The sequence below is a fragment of the Kitasatospora sp. NPDC056181 genome (assembly GCF_042266225.1).
In the GTDB taxonomy this organism is placed as follows: domain Bacteria; phylum Actinomycetota; class Actinomycetes; order Streptomycetales; family Streptomycetaceae; genus Kitasatospora.
Map to the genome: position 1 here is coordinate 1 of NZ_JBHJUK010000154.1, position 18,867 is coordinate 18,867.

At 74.0% G+C, this 18,867-nt stretch carries 14 protein-coding genes; 10 read left to right on the plus strand and 4 right to left on the minus strand.

The features are described 5' to 3' along the window. On the minus strand, window positions 1-509 hold a 509-nt coding region (locus tag ACFC1F_RS36525), incomplete at its 3' end, for a LuxR C-terminal-related transcriptional regulator (RefSeq protein ID WP_376165039.1). Window positions 510-641: 132 nt separating this feature from the next. Between ACFC1F_RS36525 and ACFC1F_RS36530 the strand changes: the two genes are divergently transcribed. Further along, window positions 642-2,219, plus strand: a complete 1,578-nt coding sequence (locus tag ACFC1F_RS36530) for a DUF6350 family protein (protein WP_376165041.1) — start codon at window positions 642-644, stop codon at window positions 2,217-2,219. 176 nt (window positions 2,220-2,395) lie between these two features. On the opposite strand, the gene ACFC1F_RS36535 is transcribed toward ACFC1F_RS36530, so the two are convergent. Then, window positions 2,396-3,067, minus strand: coding sequence for a hypothetical protein (locus ACFC1F_RS36535; protein ID WP_209416791.1), 672 nt, complete (start codon window positions 3,065-3,067; stop codon window positions 2,396-2,398). A gap of 355 nt (window positions 3,068-3,422) precedes the next feature. On the opposite strand from ACFC1F_RS36535, the gene purN reads away from it, so the two are divergent. Both purN and purH read left to right on the plus strand, forming a co-directional pair. Continuing rightward, the gene (gene purN / locus ACFC1F_RS36540; protein WP_376165043.1) at window positions 3,423-4,082 is read left to right on the plus strand and encodes a phosphoribosylglycinamide formyltransferase; all 660 of its coding nucleotides are present in this window, start codon (window positions 3,423-3,425) and stop codon (window positions 4,080-4,082) included. After that, entirely contained in the window at window positions 4,079-5,656 is a 1,578-nt protein-coding gene (gene purH / locus ACFC1F_RS36545) for a bifunctional phosphoribosylaminoimidazolecarboxamide formyltransferase/IMP cyclohydrolase (protein WP_209416790.1), read from the plus strand. The genes purN and purH overlap by 4 nt, the downstream gene beginning before the upstream one ends. Before the next feature lie 98 nt (window positions 5,657-5,754). On the opposite strand, the gene ACFC1F_RS36550 is transcribed toward purH, so the two are convergent. Further along, a complete protein-coding gene (locus ACFC1F_RS36550; protein ID WP_376165045.1) occupies window positions 5,755-6,510 on the minus strand; it encodes an RDD family protein in 756 nt (251 codons plus the stop codon). A gap of 520 nt (window positions 6,511-7,030) precedes the next feature. Between ACFC1F_RS36550 and ACFC1F_RS36555 the strand changes: the two genes are divergently transcribed. The 7 genes from ACFC1F_RS36555 (at window position 7,031) to ACFC1F_RS36585 (ending at window position 16,103) form a co-directional block, all read left to right on the plus strand. Further along, window positions 7,031-7,885 (plus strand): bifunctional methylenetetrahydrofolate dehydrogenase/methenyltetrahydrofolate cyclohydrolase, encoded by an 855-nt coding sequence (locus tag ACFC1F_RS36555; RefSeq protein WP_376165047.1) that lies wholly within the window; start codon window positions 7,031-7,033, stop codon window positions 7,883-7,885. A gap of 19 nt (window positions 7,886-7,904) precedes the next feature. Beyond that, window positions 7,905-8,327 (plus strand): DUF3017 domain-containing protein, encoded by a 423-nt coding sequence (locus tag ACFC1F_RS36560; RefSeq protein WP_148644447.1) that lies wholly within the window; start codon window positions 7,905-7,907, stop codon window positions 8,325-8,327. A gap of 303 nt (window positions 8,328-8,630) precedes the next feature. After that, window positions 8,631-11,858 carry a hypothetical protein gene (locus ACFC1F_RS36565; RefSeq protein WP_376165049.1) on the plus strand — a complete coding sequence of 1,076 codons (3,228 nt, stop codon included), beginning with the start codon at window positions 8,631-8,633 and terminating at the stop codon, window positions 11,856-11,858. A gap of 228 nt (window positions 11,859-12,086) precedes the next feature. Beyond that, window positions 12,087-13,079 carry a malate dehydrogenase gene (locus tag ACFC1F_RS36570; protein WP_209416787.1) on the plus strand — a complete coding sequence of 331 codons (993 nt, stop codon included), beginning with the start codon at window positions 12,087-12,089 and terminating at the stop codon, window positions 13,077-13,079. 79 nt (window positions 13,080-13,158) lie between these two features. After that, the gene (locus ACFC1F_RS36575) at window positions 13,159-14,481 is read left to right on the plus strand and encodes a hemolysin family protein (protein WP_376165051.1); all 1,323 of its coding nucleotides are present in this window, start codon (window positions 13,159-13,161) and stop codon (window positions 14,479-14,481) included. 30 nt (window positions 14,482-14,511) lie between these two features. Beyond that, the gene (trpS, locus tag ACFC1F_RS36580; RefSeq protein ID WP_376165053.1) at window positions 14,512-15,552 is read left to right on the plus strand and encodes a tryptophan--tRNA ligase; all 1,041 of its coding nucleotides are present in this window, start codon (window positions 14,512-14,514) and stop codon (window positions 15,550-15,552) included. Further along, a complete protein-coding gene (locus tag ACFC1F_RS36585) occupies window positions 15,549-16,103 on the plus strand; it encodes a 2'-5' RNA ligase family protein (RefSeq protein WP_376165055.1) in 555 nt (184 codons plus the stop codon). The genes trpS and ACFC1F_RS36585 overlap by 4 nt, the downstream gene beginning before the upstream one ends. Window positions 16,104-16,110: 7 nt before the next feature. Here the strand turns inward: ACFC1F_RS36585 and ACFC1F_RS36590 are convergent, their stop codons facing one another. Beyond that, on the minus strand, window positions 16,111-18,609 hold the full coding sequence (locus tag ACFC1F_RS36590) for a CDP-glycerol glycerophosphotransferase family protein (RefSeq protein ID WP_376165057.1): 2,499 nt from the start codon (window positions 18,607-18,609) through the stop codon (window positions 16,111-16,113). Window positions 18,610-18,867: the final 258 nt, after the last annotated feature.

The window sequence follows — 18,867 nt, forward strand, 5'->3', positions numbered from 1 at the left end:
CTCCCGCTCCGCGCGGGCCCGGCCGCGCGCCCCGCAGCCGCGGTCCGCCCGCCGGCCGTGGTCCCGGGCGCCGTGCGGCCTGCCGCGGGTGCGGTCTGAGCGGGGCTCAGCAGGGCGGCGAAGGCGTCGATCTCGCCGCGGGTCCGGGTGCCGAGCTTGCGCATGGCCCGGTGCTGGTAGCTGCGCGCGGTGGCCGGGGCGACCCCGAGCGCGGCCGCGGTCTCGGCGAGGTTCCGCCCGGCGGCGAGGTGGGCGAGGGCCTCGGCTTCACGGGGTGTCAGCTGCCGGAGCAGCCGGGCCGCCTCCTCCTGGCCGGCGGAGGGCCCGGCGGTGCGGGCGGCGGTGGGCCCGGTGGTGGGGCCGCCGACCGCCTTGGCGCGCGTCGCCTTGGTGTTCTTGGCGGCCCGGCCGCGTCCGGCCCGGCCCTTTTCCGAAGAACGGCCGTGGGGTGCGGGCCCGTCGGTCGTGGGGGCGCCGGTGGGGCGCTCGGCGGTCGGCGGCGTGGACATCAGACGCTCCGGGCCGGAGTGGGGGCGGCGAGAGGGCAGGGTCTGAAAATGCGCATAAGCCAATAATCTGGGACACGACGGCGGTTTGCCTCTTCACGGAGCATGGCGAGTCGCCTTGGCACCATGAGGCGCATGACGCAGCTGATGGGCCGTCCGATCGTTCAGGTGCCGGGGGAGCTGGGCACCAGGCCCGTCCTGGCGGACGTGCTCACCGGGGTGCGGACGGCGCTGCTCGGTCTCGCGGGGGTCGCGGTGCCGGTGCTCGGGCTCTGGGTGGTGACCCCGTACGCGGACGACGACGCGGCCGGCGCCGTCCGGCTGGCGGGCGCGATCTGGCTGCTCGGGCACGGCGCGCCAGTGCTGCGGGGCAGCGCGGACGCCCCGCTGACCGTCACTCCGCTGCTGCTCGGCCTGGTGGTGGTGGGGCAGTTGTACCGGGCGGGTGCCCGGGCGGCGGCGCGGCGCGGTCCGCGGCCGCGGTGGAGCGGCCCGCCGGCGGTGTGGTGCGGCTACTGCGCGGTGGCCGCGGCGGTGGTGGCGCACTGTTCGGGCGCCGGGCCGTTCCGCGCGCGGGTGCTGCCGGACGTCCTCGTGGTGACGCTGCTGGCCGCGGCCGCGACGGCGGCCGGTGCCAGGAGGGCGCGCCGCGCGGAGGGCGCGCCGCCCGGCGCGGGCGGGCCGGTGCTCCGGTGGAGGGCGCTGGAGCGGGTGCTGGAACGGGTGCCGGACTGGGCCCGGCCGGCCGGGGGAGCGGCGGTGATCCGGACGGCGGCGCTGGCGGCCGGGGCGGGGCTGGTGGCGGCGGGAGCGGCGGTGCTGGCCGTGGCGGCCGTGCTGGACGCGGTGGCCGGCACAGGCCGGGCGGCGGCGGTGCTCGCCCACGGCCCGGCCGCGGTGGCCGGGCTGCTGCTGCTGAGCGTGCTGCTGCTGCCGAACGCGGTGCTCTGGGGCACGGCCTACGCCCTGGGCCCGGGGTTCGCGGTGGGGGCGGGCACGGTGGTGGCGCCGGGCGGGGCGGTCCTGGGGCCGTTGCCGGAGTTCCCGCTGTTCGCGCTGGTGGCGGAGCCGGGTGGGGGCGGCTGGCGGTCGGCGGCCTGTCTGCTGCCGGCCCTGGCCGGGGTGGTGCCGGCCCTGCTGCTGGGCCGGGCGGCGGCTGACGGCGCGAAGCGTACGGACGTCCGGGCCGGGGCGGACCGGCCGCCGGACCGGCCGGCCGGGGCGGCGACCCCGTGGCACCCGGCGGCGACGGCCGTCGCCGCGCTGGCGGCGGCGCTGCTGACCGGGGTGGCGGGCGAGGTGCTCGGCCGGCTCTCCGGCGGTGCGCTGGCGGGCGGCCGGATGGCGCAGCTGGGCCCGGTGCCGTGGCGGACGGGCCTGGCGGCGGCGGGGTGGTTCGCGGCGGTGGCGGTGCCGGGAGCGCTGCTGGTGCGGGCCCGGGCGCTGGGCAGGGCGGCGGGCCGTACACCGGACAAGGCGGCGGGCCGTGCGTCGGGCCGGGACACCTGTCGGGGCGTCACCGCGGAGGGTGGAGGGGCCTTGGCTGCCGGTGTCAGTGCCGGCAGCGCGCTCGCAGGCCACGCGCGTCGGAGCGCACTGTTGCTGCGCGCCCGTGCGTACGCGCTGGTGCTGCGGCTGGGCCCGCCCGTGGACGGGGTGGGCGGAACGGACGGCGCGGACGGTACCGCCTCCGCCTCCCCCGACGAGGACTGACCACCTCGCCACCCCGCCGGCCGAGGGCGACGACAGGCCCACCCGGCGCCGGCTCTCCGGCGGCCCGCTCCCCGGGGGCCCGCTCTCGGGCGGTCGGCTGTCCCGACGGCCCGCTGTCCCGCTGTTCCGATGCCGGCGGCGCCGCTGCCCGTCCTCCCGGGGGAGAGGTTCCCGGGCTACTCGCCCTTGGTCGTGATGTCCACGTACCACTTGGGCGCGAGCCGCTCGCAGTTGTCCGCACCGGTGGCGGTGAGCGAGTCCCGGACGCAGGTGACGTAGTCGTTGTAGTACAGGCTGAGCCCGATCACCGAGGACACGAAGACCACGGTCATCGCGCCGGTGAGCACCCCGGCGAGCGCGGCCGGGGTGAGCGGGTTGGGCGCGGCGGACCCGGTCGCGCCGGCGGGCACCGCGCCGGCCGTGGTCCCGGCCGTGGTCCCGGCCGGCCGGTCGGTGGCCGGCTTGGGGGTGCGCATCGCGCCGATGCCCCAGGCGACGGCGAGCGCGCCGACGAACAGGGCGACGTAGTGCAGCGCGGCGAACGCGCAGACCAGCGAGGCCATGCCGGCCAGCGCCGCGTTGCGGGCCTTGCGCTGGGCCGGGTCGTTCGGGTCGAGCTTGGGCGGCTGCGGGGCGGGCGGCCGGGGGTGCCAGCCGCCGCCCTGGTAGCCGGGGCTCCACGGGTGCGGCGGCGGCACCAGCGGGCGTTCGTCCTGGCCCTCGTCGCCGTCGGGTGCGTGCTGGCCCTCGGCGGGCCCGGGGTTGCGCGGCCGCCACGGCTGGTCCGGGGCATCCGCCGGCGGCGGCGCGAAGGGGTTGCGCTCGCCGGTGTCGTCACCGCTGCTCATGGTTCAGCCATTCCTTCTCGGTCGGTTGGGCGGACGCCCGCGCCACCCTATGATCCCGCAGCCGCCCGCGGGCAGTCCTGCGGCCTTCTGCCCGGCGCGGGCGTCCGGCCCGGTGCCCCCGCCCGCGGGCCGGGGAGATCCCCGTCTCAACTACGCGCGTAGCGACGCCCGGCCGTTTCGGAGGCCGTCCGACCAGCCGTTATCGTGGTGACGGTCAGCAGCTCACAGAGGTTCCCGGGGCCCGCGTCGCGGCGGGTTCTCCTGATGTTCCCCCTTGCTCGACCTGCCGTTCGTAGTGGCCCCACCGCCGGTGGACGTACCAGCGGGCGGCGCCCGACCTACGGAGAAACGCGCAGTGGCCGCCGCCCCCGCTCAGCTCTTCCCGCCCCGCACGCCCGGCCCGGCCCGTCTGGTGGTGCTGGTCTCCGGCTCCGGCACCAACCTGCAGGCGCTCATCGACGCCGCCGCCGACCCGGCCTTCGGCGCCGAGATCGTCGCCGTCGGTGCGGACCGTGACGGGATCGCCGGCCTGGAGCGCGCCGAGCGCGTGGGCCTGCCGGTCTTCGTCCACCGGGTGAAGGACTTCCCCGACCGGGCCGCCTGGGACGCCGCGCTGACCGCCTCCACCGCCGCGTACGAGCCGGACCTCGTGGTCACGGCCGGTTTCATGAAGATCCTCGGCGCCGGCTTCATCGAGGCCTTCGCCGGGCGGATCGTCAACACCCACCCCGCACTGCTGCCCGCCTTCCCCGGCGCCCACGGCGTCACCGACGCCCTCGCGTACGGGGTGAAGGTCACCGGCTGCACCGTCCACCTGGTCGACGCCGGCGTGGACACCGGGCCGATCATCGCGCAGGGCGTCGTCGAGGTCGCCGACGCCGATCACGCCGATGGCGGCGAAGCGCTGCACGAGCGCATCAAGACTGTCGAGCGCAAGCTGCTCGTCGACGTCGTGGGCCGGCTGGCCCGCGAAGGTCACCGCATCGAGGACCGAAAGGTATGGATCCCGGCATGAGTGCCAGCTCCGCCACCCCCCCTGTCTCCGAGAACGTCCGTCCGCTCCGTCGCGCGCTGATCAGCGTGTACGACAAGACCGGTCTGGAGGAGCTGGCCCAGGGCCTGCACGCCGCCGGGGTCGCCATCGTCTCCACCGGCTCCACCGCCGGCCGGATCGCCGCCGCCGGCGTGCCGGTGACCGAGGTCTCCGAGCTGACCGGGTTCCCGGAGTGCCTGGACGGGCGCGTGAAGACGCTGCACCCCCGCGTGCACGCCGGTGTGCTCGCCGACCTGCGCCTGGAGTCGCACCGCGCGCAGCTGGCCGAGCTGGGCGTCGAGCCCTTCGACCTGGTCGTCGTGAACCTCTACCCGTTCAAGGCCACCGTCGCCTCCGGCGCCACCCCCGACGAGTGCGTCGAGCAGATCGACATCGGCGGCCCGAGCATGGTCCGCGCCGCCGCCAAGAACCACCCCTCGGTCGCCGTCGTGGTCGACCCGGCCCGCTACGGCGACGTGCTGAAGGCCGCTCAGGAGGGCGGCTTCGACCTGGCCACCCGCAAGCGCCTGGCCGGTGCCGCGTTCGCGCACACCGCCGCGTACGACGTCGCCGTCGCCTCCTGGTTCGAGGCCGGCTACGCGCCGAGCGACGAGCGCTTCCCGGAGTTCCTGGGCGCCACCTACGAGCGGCAGAACGTGCTGCGCTACGGCGAGAACCCGCACCAGGGCGCCGCGCTCTACGTGGACGGCACCGGCGGCCTGGCGGGCGCCGAGCAGCTGCACGGCAAGGAGATGTCGTACAACAACTACGTCGACACCGACGCCGCCCGCCGCGCCGCGTACGACCACGCCGGCCCGGCCGTCGCGATCATCAAGCACGCCAACCCGTGCGGCATCGCGACCGGCGCGGACGTCGCCGAGGCGCACCGCAAGGCGCACGAGTGCGACCCGGTCTCCGCGTACGGCGGCGTGATCGCGGTCAACCGCCCGGTCACCGTCGAGCTGGCCGAGCAGATCGCCCCGATCTTCACCGAGGTCGTGGTGGCCCCGGGTTACGAGGAGGGCGCCGTCGAGGTGCTCGCCCGCAAGAAGAACCTGCGCGTGCTGCTCGCCCCGGAGGCTCCGGTCAACCGCCAGGAGGTGCGCCCGATCTCCGGCGGCGTGCTGCTCCAGGAAGCCGACCGGGTGCACGCCGAGGGCGACGACCCGTCGACCTGGACGCTGGCCACCGGCGAGGCGCTCACCGAGGCCGAGCTGGCCGAGCTGGCCTTCGCCTGGCGGGCCTGCCGGGCCGTCAAGTCCAACGCGATCCTGCTGGCCAAGGACGGTGCCTCGGTCGGCGTCGGCATGGGCCAGGTCAACCGGGTCGACTCCTGCAAGCTCGCGGTCGAGCGGGCCGGCGAGCGGGCCAAGGGCGCGTACGCGGCCTCCGACGCGTTCTTCCCCTTCGCGGACGGCCCGGCGATCCTGATCGCGGCCGGCGTCAGGGCCATCGTCCAGCCCGGTGGTTCGATCCGCGACGAAGAGGTGATCGCCGCCGCCGCCGAGGCCGGTGTGACGATGTACCTCACCGGTACCCGCCACTTCTTCCACTGATCCACCGGTCCCGGCGGCTCCGCCGGTGACGGTGTGACGGACGCGACGGCCCGGCCCCCCGCGAGGGGAGCCGGGCCGTCGCGTCGTACCGGTACGCGCTACTTCTTGATCACCACGGTGCCGGCGGCACGGTCGTGCCAGCCCTGCAGCTTCCCGGTGTTGTCGAAGAACGGGGACAGGTAGACGAGGGTCTGGCCGAGGCCGCACAGCAGGGCGCCGACGCTCGGGATGATGAAGCGGATGAAGCCGCCGCCCACGCCGGGGTTCTGGCCGGTGTTCTCCTTCACGACCCGCAGGCCCATGGCGAACTTGCCCAGCGTCGCGCCGGTGAAGGCCACCAGCAGCCACTCGTAGAGCAGGCCGACGGCCATGAACAGGCTGAACAACACCATCACGGTGGCGAACAGGCCGGTCGCGGCCTGCGTGTTCTGGTGCACGCAGTCGTAGTAGGCGGAGTTGGTGCCGCCGTAGGAGGAGCCGCTGTAGTCGAGCTTCGAGCTGCAGTCCTGCTGGTCCTTGGCGACGCCCATCGCGCCGAGGACGCCGAACACCGCGAAGAGCGCGTAGAGCGCGCCGAAGAACAGGCCGTCGATCAGCCGGGCGGCGAACCGCTGCCCCATGGTGGCGATCTTCACCGTGCCCAGCTGGGCGATGTTGATGTAGCCGTTGTTCGCCTGGATGGTGCCCGGCATCGGCGCGTACCCGTACGCCGGCTGCTGCGGCACGCCGTAGCCCGCGGCCGGCGGCTGCTGGGGGTAGCCGTAGCCCGCCGCCGGCGGGGCCTGCTGCGGGTAGCCGTAGCCGGGCTGCTGCGGCTGGCCGTACGGGTTGTTCGGGTCGGGCGGGTAACTCATCGATGCCTCCGGGCAGGATGGGGACAGGGGACGGGACAGCGGAGGACCCGGACCGGACCGGCGGGAGGAGCAGCCGGGCGGACGGGACGATAACGGAGCGCGGTGACATCGGGGGCGCGTGGGAACCGGCACCCGCCGTCGCGGCTCAGGACCGTGGGGACCGCGGGAGTCGTGACGACGGTACGAACAGGAGCATCGACGGCTGCGGTCCTGGCAACGTGCGGCCGTGGCGCTCTGGCGGCACGGCGTGCTGTGGTCGGCTCACTCTGTTCTTCCCCCGGGTACGCCCCGCCGGTGTGTCCGTCGGCCCGTCACCGGGCCGGAGGCGGCAGGGAATGCCCGCTCATCGTCAACCGGACGGCCCGTCGCTGTCCAGCCGCTCCCGCGCACCGGACCGGACTGTGGCGCAACCGCAACGTGGCCCGCACGTTCCGCTCCGGACCGTGGCCGCCCCGGCGGGGAGGACGGGGTGGCACCGGGGCTGGCGCGGCCGGTTGCCGGGATCCGGGAGAATGGGGTCATGACTGCCCAGATTCTCGATGGCAAGGCCACCGCGGCCGCGATCAAGTCCGAACTCGCCGCCCGCGTGGCGGCCCTCAAGGCGAAGGGCGTCACGCCCGGCCTCGGCACCGTCCTGGTCGGCGACGACCCGGGCAGCCGCTGGTACGTCAACGGCAAGCACAAGGACTGCGCCGAGGTCGGCATCGCCTCGATCCAGCGCGAGCTGCCCGCCACCGCCACCCAGGAGGACGTCGAGAACGTCGTCCGCGAGCTCAACGCCGACCCCGCCTGCACCGGCTACATCGTCCAGCTCCCGCTGCCCAAGGGCCTCGACCAGAACCCGGTCCTGGAGCTGATGGACCCGGACAAGGACGCCGACGGCCTGCACCCCACCTCGCTCGGCCGCCTCGCGCTGGGCATCCAGGGCCCGCTGCCGTGCACCCCGCTCGGCATCGTCGAGCTGCTGCGCCGCCACGACGTCGCGATCGACGGCGCCGAGGTGGTCGTGATCGGCCGCGGCGTCACCGTCGGCCGCTCGATCGGCCTGCTGCTCACCCGGCGCAGCGAGAACGCCACCGTCACCCTCTGCCACACCGGCACCCGTGACCTCGCCTACCACCTGCGCAAGGCCGACATCGTCGTGGCCGCCGCGGGCGTGCCGCACCTGGTCAAGCCGGAGGACGTCAAGGCCGGCGCGGCCGTGCTGGACGTCGGCGTCAGCCGCAGCGAGGGCAGGATCGTCGGCGACGTGCACCCGGGCGTGGCCGAGGTGGCCGGCTGGATCTCCCCGAACCCCGGCGGTGTCGGCCCGATGACCCGCGCCATGCTGCTGAACAACATCGTCGAGGCGGCCGAGCGCCGCGCCGGCATCTGACACCGGAGGGACGGCGCGGATGAGTGAGCGACCGGTGAGGTCCCGGCGCAGGCCGGTCAAGACCACCGGGACCCTGCCCCCCGAGGGCTCGGCCGCGGCGCTGGGGCGCGAGCACGCGCTGCCGGTGCGCCAGTGGCCGATAACGCTGGTCCTGCTGGTGGTCGGTGCCGGGCTCGCCGTGACCTGGTTCGCCGACTTCAAGGAGGGCTTCAAGTACGGGCTGCTGATCCTCGGCGGCGGCGTGCTGCTCGGAGCCGTCCTGCGGCTGGTCCTGCCCGAGGTCGGCATGCTGGCGGTGCGCAGCCGGTTCACCGACGTGATCGTGCTGTCCTTCCTGGGTCTGTCGATCGTGCTGCTGACCCTGGTGGCCCAGCCCAACCCGTGGCTGGAGATCCGGCTGCTGGACAACATCGGCAATCTGATCGGCCGTCCGCGCCACTGACGCGCCCGGCCCTCGACGGCCCCCGCCCGGAGCACCGGGCGGGGGCCGTTCCCGTGCCCGGGAAATCCCGGCGCACCAGGAGATCATCCGTTGGTATGCTCCGGCTGTTCTCGGGGGGATCGAGTCAGGACGGGACGGCGCCGGGCCCGCTGCGGGCGGCGGCCGCGTCCGGCTGCGCGTGTTTCCCCCTCCTGCGCTCACACAACGAGGGGGCATCCCTTGGACCCGTCCGGAAGCCGGTCAACGCGCCTGTGCCGGGGCCTCAGTGCCGTCGCACTGGCCCTGGCCACCGGCGCCGCGTCTTTGACGCTGGCTCTTCCGCAGGCCGCCGTCGCGGCACCCGCCGGCGAGCCGCCCGCAGAGCTGGTGCTGCCGGCCGCGCCGCGCGGCGTCCCGGCCCGCGACCAGCTCTTCGTGGCCGGGGACACCGGCCTGCTGCACGCCCGCGAGGGCAGCGACCAGTTGCTGTGGACCAGGTACGACAACGGCGCCACCACCGACACCGGCCTCCGGCTGCCCGCCCCGGTCCCGGCGGGCCTCGACGAGGGCCAGCCGTCGCGCGCCTACCGCGGCAAGCCGGACAACCGCTACGGCACCGGCTCGGACACCGCGGCCGTCCCGGTGGCCGCCACCGGGCAGACCCCGGCCAAGGTCGACCTGTACGACCTGGCAACCGGCCGGCCGGCCGCGCTGGGCTCCGTGGAGCTCCCCGCCGGGCAGACCTACTACGGCACCTACGGCCGGACGGTCCTGGCGTACGAGGGCACACCGTCCGCGGTCACCGGCTGGTTCCTGCACCGGCTGGACGGCGGCTCCGTCTCCCACACCAAGGTGGCCCTGCCGGCGGGCGCCACGCTCGCGACCTCGGTGCACGACGGCGACCAGAACTCGGTGATCCTGCGCTACCGCCAGGACGACCTCTCCCACTCCGTCCTGGTGGACGTCGTGACGGGGGCGCTCCTCGCGCTGCCGGACGAGCAGCAGTTCGACTTCTCGTACGACTTCCGGCTGGGCAAGGGGGTCGTGCTGCGGTCACACGGCTCCAACGGGGACGTCGACCACCTCGACCGGGCGCAGCCGCAGACCGTGCTGAGGACGACGTACGTCAGCGGCATCGGCGGCGAGCTGCGGCTGGTCGGCGACCGGCTGGTACGCACCGAGTCCGTCACGCACAGCTCCGGGGACAACCGCGGACGGCCGGTGTTCGCCTCGGCCGCCGGCTCGACCGACGGCTCCGCGGAGATGGTCCTGGAGAGCGCGGACGCCCAGCTGCTGCCCGCTCCGGACGGATCCCTGATCGTGGTGGGCACCGAACACCTGCCCGCCTACGGGCAGCAACGCGACACGAAGGTCTACCGGCTCACCGCGCAGGCCGGCGCCAAGCCGGCCGTCGCCGCGCTGACCGACGTCCCGGCGGCGCCCGCCACCGTGTTCGGGCTCTCGATCGGCGGCGGCGTGCTGACCACGGCCTCGGACACCGTCGGCTTCCAGCCGGCCATGACCACCGGCTCCTTCCGCAGCTACCGGGTGTCGGGCGACGCCACCCCGGTGAAGCTCTCGGAGACCCTGGACGGCTCGCACAACATCTCCGACTGCTACAGCCACAACGCCGCGTGCGCCGAGCTGTGGTCGACCGGTGACGAGCGCTACCTGCAAGGCGATCCGGTGTCCGGCGGCAAGGTGGCCGTCCGGAAGGCCGGCACCCAGGACCAGGCCGGCACCGTCGCCACCGGCGGTCTGTACAACCTGAGGACCGAGGACACCGCGGGCCGGTACGTCGTCCTCGCACAGGCGACGTCCAACTGGCAGGACAACCGGACGGTGATCGTCGGCGACCTGGACACGGGTGACCGGCTGCAGCAGACGGAGCTGACCGCCGCCGCCGTGCAGGGCGACACGCTGTGGAGCGCGAAGCAGGGCACCAACACCGTGAAGGCCACCGACGTCCGGGGCGCCTCCGTGCGCGACTCCTTCACCGCACCCTGCCCGGTCACCCAGCTGGAGGCCGTCGGGCGCTTCGTCTCCTGGGGCTGCCAGGACAGCCAGGGCACGCTGCGCACCACCGGCGTGTTCGACACGGCGACCCGTCAGACCCTCTCCGTCCCCGTGCAGGCCACGAACTGGGGCTACGACTGGTCGGGCCGGGAGACGCTGCTGGGCGACGGTTACCTGGTCCGCCAGGACCTCGTCAACGGCAGGCTGCTGCTGGTCGACTTCCACGACGGCATCCGCTCCTCGGGCGGCGAGGGCACCGTCGCGGTCCGCACCCTCGCCGCGGGCGAGTACTGGAAGACGGTGCGCAAGCCGCACAAGGCCTGGGCGGTGGACCGGACCGGTCCGAACGTCGTCTGGACCGACCCCGACAACCAGCGCGTCCACGTGGCGAACAACGGGATCCCGACCCCGCCCGCGGGCGACCGCTTCACCGCGGTCGCGCCGTCCCGGCTGCTGGACACGCGGGCGGCGGTGGGGCGTCCGGGCACGGATCCGGTGCCGGCCTCCAGCGAGGTGACGCTGCAGGTCGCCGGTCGTGCGGGTGTGCCGCAGACCGGGGTGAGGGCCGTGGTGCTGAACGTGACGGTGACCGAGCCGAAGGCCGACGGCCACCTCCGGGTCTGGCCCTCGGGCGGTGAGCGTCCCGGCTCGTCCAACCTCAACTGGACCGTCGGCCGGACCGTGCCCAACCAGGTGGTGGTGCCGGTGGGCGACGACGGCAGGGTCAAGCTCTACAACTCGTCCGGGGACACGGCGCACCTGATCGCCGACGTCTTCGGCTACTACTCCGCGGAGCCCTCCGGCGCAGCCTTCACCGCGGTCGCGCCGTCCCGGCTGCTGGACACGCGGGCGGCGGTGGGGCGTCCGGGCACGGATCCGGTGCCGGCCTTCGACGAGGTGACGCTGCAGGTCGCCGGTCGTGCGGGTGTGCCGCAGACCGGGGTGAGGGCCGTGGTGCTGAACGTGACGGTGACCGAGCCGAAGGCCGACGGCCACCTGACGGTGTGGCCCTCGGGCGGTGCGCGCCCCGACTCGTCCAACCTCAACTGGACCGCCGGGCTCACCGTCCCGAACCACGTGGTGGTGCCGGTGGGCGCGGACGGCAGGGTGAAGCTGTTCAACGCCGCGGGGGACACGACCCACCTGATCGCCGACGTCTTCGGCTACTACTCCGACGACCCGGCCGCCGCCACCTTCCACAGCGCCGGACCCAAGCGGATGTTCGACACCCGGACCACCGGCGCGGTCGGGCCGGGCGCGAGCACCACGCTCGACCTGTCCGGCAGCCGCGACCTCGCCCACGCCAAGGCCGTGGTGCTGAACGTGACGGTGACGGAGCCGACGGAGGCCGGGCACCTGACGGTCTGGCCGTCGGGCACCGCGCGCCCGGACGCGTCCAACCTCAACTGGACGCAGGGCAGGACCGTGGCCAACCTGGTGACCGTCCCGGTGGGTGCCGACGGCAAGGTGGAGTTCGCCAACCGCAGCGGGGGCTCCACGCAGGTGATCGTCGACCTCCTCGGCTACTTCGGCTGACGGGGCGTCGCCCGGTCCCGGCGGGCCCCGGAGGCGATGCCTCCGGGGCCCGTCCCGTCCCGGCCGGACCGGGGTGGTCCGCTGTGACGTATCAGCCACGCCCGCACACGCGGCGTACGCTTCGCTTTGCGATAACCTGACGCGGGTCTCTCGATGTCGAGAGACCATCCTCGGCTCCAGTGCGCCGGTGTGCCTGGGGCACCTGGCGATTTGCTGGAGAAGGTAGAAATGACCCGCACCCCCGTCAACGTCACCATCACCGGAGCGGCCGGCCAGATCGGCTACGCGCTGCTCTTCCGCATCGCCTCGGGCCACCTGCTCGGCGCCGACGTGCCGGTGAACCTGCGCCTCCTGGAGATCCCGCAGGGCCTCAAGGCCGCCGAGGGCACCGCGATGGAGCTCGTCGACTGCGCGTTCCCGCTGCTGCGCGACATCAAGATCACCGCCGACGCCAACGAGGCCTTCGACGGCGCCAACGTCGCGCTGCTGGTCGGCGCCCGTCCGCGCACCGCGGGCATGGAGCGCGGCGACCTGCTCCAGGCCAACGGCGGCATCTTCGGCCCGCAGGGCAAGGCCATCAACGACAACGCCGCGGACGACATCAAGGTCCTGGTCGTCGGCAACCCGGCCAACACCAACGCCCTGATCGCCCAGCGCAACGCCCCGGACGTCCCGGCCGAGCGCTTCACCGCGATGACCCGCCTGGACCACAACCGGGCCCTCGGCCAGCTGGCCCAGAAGACCGGTGCCGGCGTCGCCGACATCAAGAAGGTCACCATCTGGGGCAACCACTCCGCCACCCAGTACCCGGACATCTTCCACGCCGAGATCGCCGGCAAGCCGGCCTTCGAGGCCGTCGGCGGCGACCAGGCCTGGCTGGAGGGCGACTTCATCCCGACCGTGGCCAAGCGCGGCGCGGCCATCATCGACGCCCGCGGCGCCTCCTCGGCCGCCTCGGCCGCCAACGCCGCCATCGACCACGTGCACACCTGGGTCAACGGCACCGCCGAGGGCGACTGGACCTCCATGGGTGTCGTCTCCGACGGCTCCTACGGCGTCCCGGCCGGCCTGATCTCCTCCTTCCCGGTCACCACCAAGGACGGCAAGTTCGAGATCGTCCAGGGCCTGGAGATCTCCGACTTCTCCCGCGGCCGCATCGACGCCTCGGTCAACGAGCTGGTCGAGGAGCGCGACGCGGTCCAGGCCCTCGGCCTGATCTGAGCGCGGTAGCACCGAGCCACGCACGGCCCGCCGTCTCCCTCCCGGGAGGCGGCGGGCCGTCGCTCTACACTGACCCCCCGTGAGTGAAACCTTTGAGGACGCGGCGCTCGTTCTCGTCTTCATCATGCTGGGCGGCCTCTTCAACGTCGCCGAGATCTCGCTGATCTCCCTGCGGGAGGGCCAGATCCGGTCGCTGGAGGCGCGCGGCACCCGTCGCGCCGCCCGGGCCGCGCACCTGGCGGCCGACCCGAACCGCTTCCTGGCCGCCGTCCAGGTCGGAGTGACCTGCATGGGCTTCCTGTCCGCGGCCTTCGGCGCGGACACCCTGGCGGGCAAGCTGGCCCCGGTGTTCGTCCGGGCCGGCCTCTCCGAGGGCGTCGCCGACGCGGTCTCGCTGGTCGGCCTGACCCTGGTGATCAGCTACGTCTCGCTGGTGCTCGGCGAGCTCACCCCGAAGCGGATCGGCCTCCAGCGCGCCGACTCCATCGCGCTGCTGGCCGCCCCGGTGGTGGACGTGATGTCGGTGGTGCTGCGCCCGGTGATCTGGCTGCTCGGCCACTCCACCAACCTGATGGTCCGCCTGTTCGGCGGCGACCCGGCCGCCGGGCGCGGGTCGATGAGCTCCGAGGAACTGCGCGGCCTGGTCGCCGCCAACACCGAACTCGGCAGCGACGAAAGGGCGTTGATCGCCGACGTGTTCTCCGCGGGGGAGCGCCAGCTGCGCGAGGTGATGGTCCCGCGCACCGAGGTGACCTTCCTGGACGCCGAGCGCCCGCTCGCCGAGGTCCGCGAACAGGCGAGCTCCTCGCCGCACTCCCGCTACCCGGTGGTCGAGGGCAGCTACGACGCCGTGACCGGCTTCGTCCACGTCCGCGACCTGTACGGGGCCCGTGGCGAGCAGGCCGCGAAGGTCCGCGACCTGGCCCGCCCGGTCAAGCTGCTGCCCGGCACCAAGCGGGTGCTGGAGGCGATGGGCGAGATGCGCCGGGAGGGCCACCACCTGGCCATCGTGGTCGACGAGTACGGCGGCACCGCCGGCATCGTCACCCTGGAGGACCTGGTCGAGGAGGTGATCGGGGAGATCCGGGACGAGTACGACCGGCCGGAGACCGCCGCCACCCGCCGGCTGGCCGGCGGCGGCATGGAGCTCGACGGCCTGCTGAACCTCGGCGACTTCACCGAGGAGACCGGCGTCACCCTGCCCGAGGGGCCGTACGAGACGGTGGCCGGCTGCCTGGTCGCCGCGCTGGGCCGGCTGCCCGCCGACGGCGACCAGGTCAGGATCCCGGTCGGCGACGAGGAGGTGCGCCTGACGGTGGCCAAGTTGGAGGGCCGGCGGATCGCCCGGGTCAGGGTGAGTGCGGTCACACTGGCGGAACCTCCAGGGGTGGACGTTTCCTGAGCGACCGGTGTAACTGGAACAATGGCCCGCATGGTCAACGCAGCGGTCACTGGTCCGGTCAAGGACCGTCCCCGGGTGCTCTCCGGCATCCAGCCCACCTCCGGCTCGTTCCACCTCGGCAACTACCTCGGCGCGGTGCGCCAGTGGGTCGACCTGCAGAAGGAGAACGACGCCTTCTACATGGTGGTCGACCTGCACGCGATCACCGTCTCGCAGGACCCGAAGGAGCTGCGCGAGAACACCCGGATCTCCGCCGCCCAGCTCCTCGGCGCCGGCCTGGACCCGGACCACTGCACCCTCTTCATCCAGTCGCACGTGCCCGAGCACGCGCAGCTCGGCTGGGTGATGAACTGCCTCACCGGCTTCGGCGAGGCCTCCCGGATGACCCAGTTCAAGGACAAGTCCGGCCGGCACGGTGCCGACAGCACCACGGTCGGCCTCTTCACCTACCCGGTCCTCATGGTCGCGGACGTCCTGCTCTACCAGGCCGACGCCGTCCCGGTCGGCGAGGACCAGCGCCAGCACCTGGAGCTCACCCGGGACCTCGCCGAGCGCTTCAACACCCGCTACAGCCCGACCTTCACGGTGCCGAAGCCGTACATCCTCAAGGAGACGGCGAAGATCCAGGACCTCCAGGACCCGGGCGCCAAGATGAGCAAGTCCGCCGCCTCGGACAAGGGCCTGGTCAACCTGCTGGACGACCCGAAGAAGAGCGCCAAGAAGTTCAAGAGCGCCGTCACCGACACCGGCACCGTCGTCTCCTACGACGAGGCGGAGAAGCCCGGCGTCTCCAACCTGCTGCGCATCCACTCCGCGCTCAGCGGCCAGTCCGTCGACCAGCTGGTCGAGCACTTCGAGGGCAAGATGTACGGCGCCCTGAAGACCGAGCTGGCCGAGCTGTTCACCGAGTGGGTCACCCCCTTCCAGGAGCGCACCCGCACCTTCCTGGACGACCCGGCCGAGCTGGACCGGGTGCTGGCGATCGGCGCCGAGAAGGCCCGCGAGGTGGCGTCGCAGACGCTGGAGGCGGTCTACGACCGGATCGGCTTCCTTCCGGCCGCCAAGCGGTGACTCCGCTGACGAGACTGCCCGATGGTGAGCGGCTCCCCGAGCTGCTCACCATCGGCGTGTCCGTGAGCGTCCCGGACCCGTTCGGCTCGGCGATCCAGGACGCGCGGGCCGGGCACGGCGACCCGCAGGCCCGGTCGATACCCACGCACGTCACCCTGCTGCCGCCGACCGAGGTGGCGGCCGCGGACCTGCCGAAGATCGAGGAGCACCTGGCGGAGGTCGCCGGCGGGCACCGGCCGTTCCGGATGCTGCTGCAGGGCGGCGGCACCTTCCGCCCGGTCTCCCCGGTGGTCTTCGTCCGGGTCGAGGAGGGCGCGCAGGAGTGCCGGCTGCTGGAGGCCGACATCCGCTCCGGCCCGCTGGCCCGGGAGCTCGCGTTCCCGTACCACCCGCACGTCACGGTGGCGCACGGTCTGCCGGAGGACGTCCTGGACCAGGCGTACGAGCAGGCCCGGGGCTTCCGGGCGGCCTTCACGGTCCCGGGCTTCAGCCTCTCCCGGTTCGACGCCGACGAGGTCTGGCGGCCCTGGCGGTCCTACCCGTTCTCCTGACGCGCGCTCAGTCCCCGCGCCCGAGTTCGAGCATCCGGTCGACCACGCGGCGGGCGGCGGCGCCGTCGTCCAGCCCGCAGTGCGTGTCCCGGAAACGGCGGTAGCGCTCCTCGTACCCGGCGGGCAGGGCGCCGCCGCCGTCGGCGAGTGCGCGCAGCTCGGCGAGCAGCCCGGCCGAGGTGGGGACGAGCGGTCCGGGGGCCTGGGGCTCGAAGTCGAAGTAGAAGCCGCGCAGGGTGTCCCGGTAGTGCTCCAGGTCGTAGGTGAAGAAGAGCACCGGGCGGCCGGTGATCACGAAGTCGAACATGATCGACGAGTAGTCGGTGACCAGCACGTCCGCGATCAGCAGCAGCTCCTGCACGTCGGGGTAGTCACCGCAGTCGTACAGGAAGCCGTCGCCGGCGCCGGGCAGCGGCTCGCGGACGTGCACGTGCGGGCGGACCAGCAGCACGTGGTCGCCGCCGAGGGCGCGCCGGGCGTGGTCGAGGTCGATCCGCAGGTCCAGCCGGAAGCCGTCGCCGTCGCCGCGCTGCTGGTCCTCGCGCCAGGTCGGGGCGTACAGCACGACCCGCTTGCCCTCGGGGATGCCGAGCCGGCGCCGGACGGCCGCGGCGTGCCCGGCGTCCGGCCGGGCCAGCACGTCGCCGCGCGGGTAGCCGGCCTCCAGGATCTCGCCGTCGTAGCGGAAGGCCCGGCGCAGGATCGGGGTGGCGAACGCACTGGGGGAGAGCAGCAGGCTCCACTGCGGGGTCTCCCGGTCCAGCGCCTCCAGGTAGCCGTGGTCGGCCAGCCAGGGGTTGTCGACGTCGTGGGCGATCCGCTTGAGCAGGGAGCCGTGCCAGGTCTGCACGACCACCTGGCCGGGGCGGCGCTCCAGGAAGTCCGGGAAGTGCGTGTTGCCGACCAGGTAGCGGCTGGTGGCCAGCGCCCGGTACCACTCCGGGCTCCAGATCCGTACCGCGCGGACCCCGGCGGGCAGCTCGGCCTGGGCGTCGTCGACCACCCAGAGGTGCTCCAACGGGGCGTCGCGCCGGGCGAGTTCGGCGTGCACGGCGCGCGGTGAGTCGGAGTAGCCGCGGCCGCCGAACACGTCGTACAGCACGGCCTCGCACAGCGGCTCGCGGCGGGCGGCGGGGTAGCCGTCGGTGCGCTGGCGGGCCTGGGTCCAGGCGCTGCGCTCGGTGGCGGTGAGCACCGGCGTGGAGTCCACCAGCAGGGTGTCGTGCCAGCGGCGCTGGAGCAGGACCCGCTTGCCGCCGGCCCGGGTGGTGGCGGGCAGGGCCGGCAGGACGGCGGGGGCGGCGATGAGCGGCCGCTTGGGGCCGTGGTGGCCGGCCGGCCGCAGCGAGGCCTCCCAGACTCCCTTGCGCAGCGGCAGGGTGGTGCCGTCGGAGCCGGTGCGGGTGGCGGGGAGCCGGATCCGGAACCGGCCGTCGTCGCCGTGTTCCACCGGGTGGCGGACCTCGCCGGCGGTGCCGCTGTGGCGCAGGACCAGTTCGAGCGGGCCGTCGCAGGGGCAGTGGCCGGTGAGTTCGAAGCCCTCCGCCCGGACCGCTATCCGCTCGACGTAGCCGGCGGCGGGCTGGACGCAGAACTGGAGCCGGCCGTCGGCCAGGTGCTTGAGGTAGAGCGCCCGGTCCTGCCGGCCGGGCAGCGGGTGCTGACCGGCCACCGGACCGCCGCGCTCGTCCAGGGTGAGCTGCTCGGCGGAGCCGTCCGGGCCCAGCAGCTCGGCGTCCCAGTGCTCCAGGTCGGCGGCGCCGCGCCCGTCGGCGGTGAACGGCCGGTACGGAAGGTGGACGGCGAAGGTGTTGCCGGTGCGGGCGACCGGCCGTTCGAGGACGGCGTCGCTCTCCCGGTGGCGCAGCCGCAGGACGGTTCCGGCCGGGCAGTGGTCGGCGGTTCCGCGCAGGTCGAGGCCGTCGGCGTCGGGGACGGCGCGGGTGAGCCGGACGCCGGGGCGTTCGAGCCGCAGCCGCAGCCGGCCGTCGGCGAAGAACGGCTGGAGCCGGACGTCGTGGTCGACCCAGCGGGCGGGCGGGTACTCGCCGGAGCCGCACCAGTGCGGGCCGAGGGCGCCGTACTGGCGGCGCAGCCGGGTGGGCCGGGGGCGGGTGAAGAGGGTGGTCTCGATCTGCCAGTCGCCGAGCAGCCACTCCTCGCCGCGGCGCAGTCGGCGCGGCTCGATCAGGGCGGTGAAGCCGGACCAGTCGTGGTTGTGGTCGGGCTGCGCGCTGTCGTCGGTCACCTCGGGCAGCCGCCGGGGTCTGGACCGGAGGTGGACGGGCGGCTCGTCCTCGCCGCGGCGCAGGGTGAGCCAGGTCCAGGCGGAGCCGGGGCGGGCGGTGTCCAGGTCGTCGGGGCGGGCGAAGCCGGTGAGTTCGAGCCCGCGGGCGGTCCAGCGGGCGCGCAGCAGGCCGAACTCGGCGTCCTCGTCGCCCGAGGGCAGGCCGTCGCTCGCGCGGGGGGCGGCGTGCGGCAGGACGAGCCGGGTGAGGACTGGCATGCAGTGGCCCTTCGGGACGGGGTCCCGGTCCATGGCGGTGGTCCGGGAGGCCTTCGTACCGAGCCGGAGATCGGACGGGGGCCGAATCGATATCCCATACCGAAAGGACATGTGGGGTCAACTGTACGGTCCGGCGGATTTGCTGAGAGATTCGCTTGCGAAACGTGAGTTCGACGGCAATGTGGTCGTAAAGGACAGGTACCGCCCAGGTAACTCCCAGAAAGCCCGGAGGCGCCCCACCACTGGTTAGCGACCGGC

What these genes read in the sequence shown, in the direction of transcription:
- ACFC1F_RS36530 (WP_376165041.1), top strand. Translation starts at nt 642, where the DNA reads ATGACGCAGCTGATGGGCCGTCCGATCGTTCAGGTGCCGGGGGAGCTG.
- ACFC1F_RS36535 (WP_209416791.1), bottom strand. Translation starts at nt 3,067, where the DNA reads ATGAGCAGCGGTGACGACACCGGCGAGCGCAACCCCTTCGCGCCGCCG.
- purH (WP_209416790.1), top strand. Translation starts at nt 4,079, where the DNA reads ATGAGTGCCAGCTCCGCCACCCCCCCTGTCTCCGAGAACGTCCGTCCG.
- ACFC1F_RS36550 (WP_376165045.1), bottom strand. Translation starts at nt 6,510, where the DNA reads ATGAGTTACCCGCCCGACCCGAACAACCCGTACGGCCAGCCGCAGCAG.
- ACFC1F_RS36555 (WP_376165047.1), top strand. Translation starts at nt 7,031, where the DNA reads ATGACTGCCCAGATTCTCGATGGCAAGGCCACCGCGGCCGCGATCAAG.
- ACFC1F_RS36560 (WP_148644447.1), top strand. Translation starts at nt 7,905, where the DNA reads ATGAGTGAGCGACCGGTGAGGTCCCGGCGCAGGCCGGTCAAGACCACC.
- ACFC1F_RS36570 (WP_209416787.1), top strand. Translation starts at nt 12,087, where the DNA reads ATGACCCGCACCCCCGTCAACGTCACCATCACCGGAGCGGCCGGCCAG.
- trpS (WP_376165053.1), top strand. Translation starts at nt 14,512, where the DNA reads ATGGTCAACGCAGCGGTCACTGGTCCGGTCAAGGACCGTCCCCGGGTG.
- ACFC1F_RS36590 (WP_376165057.1), bottom strand. Translation starts at nt 18,609, where the DNA reads ATGCCAGTCCTCACCCGGCTCGTCCTGCCGCACGCCGCCCCCCGCGCG.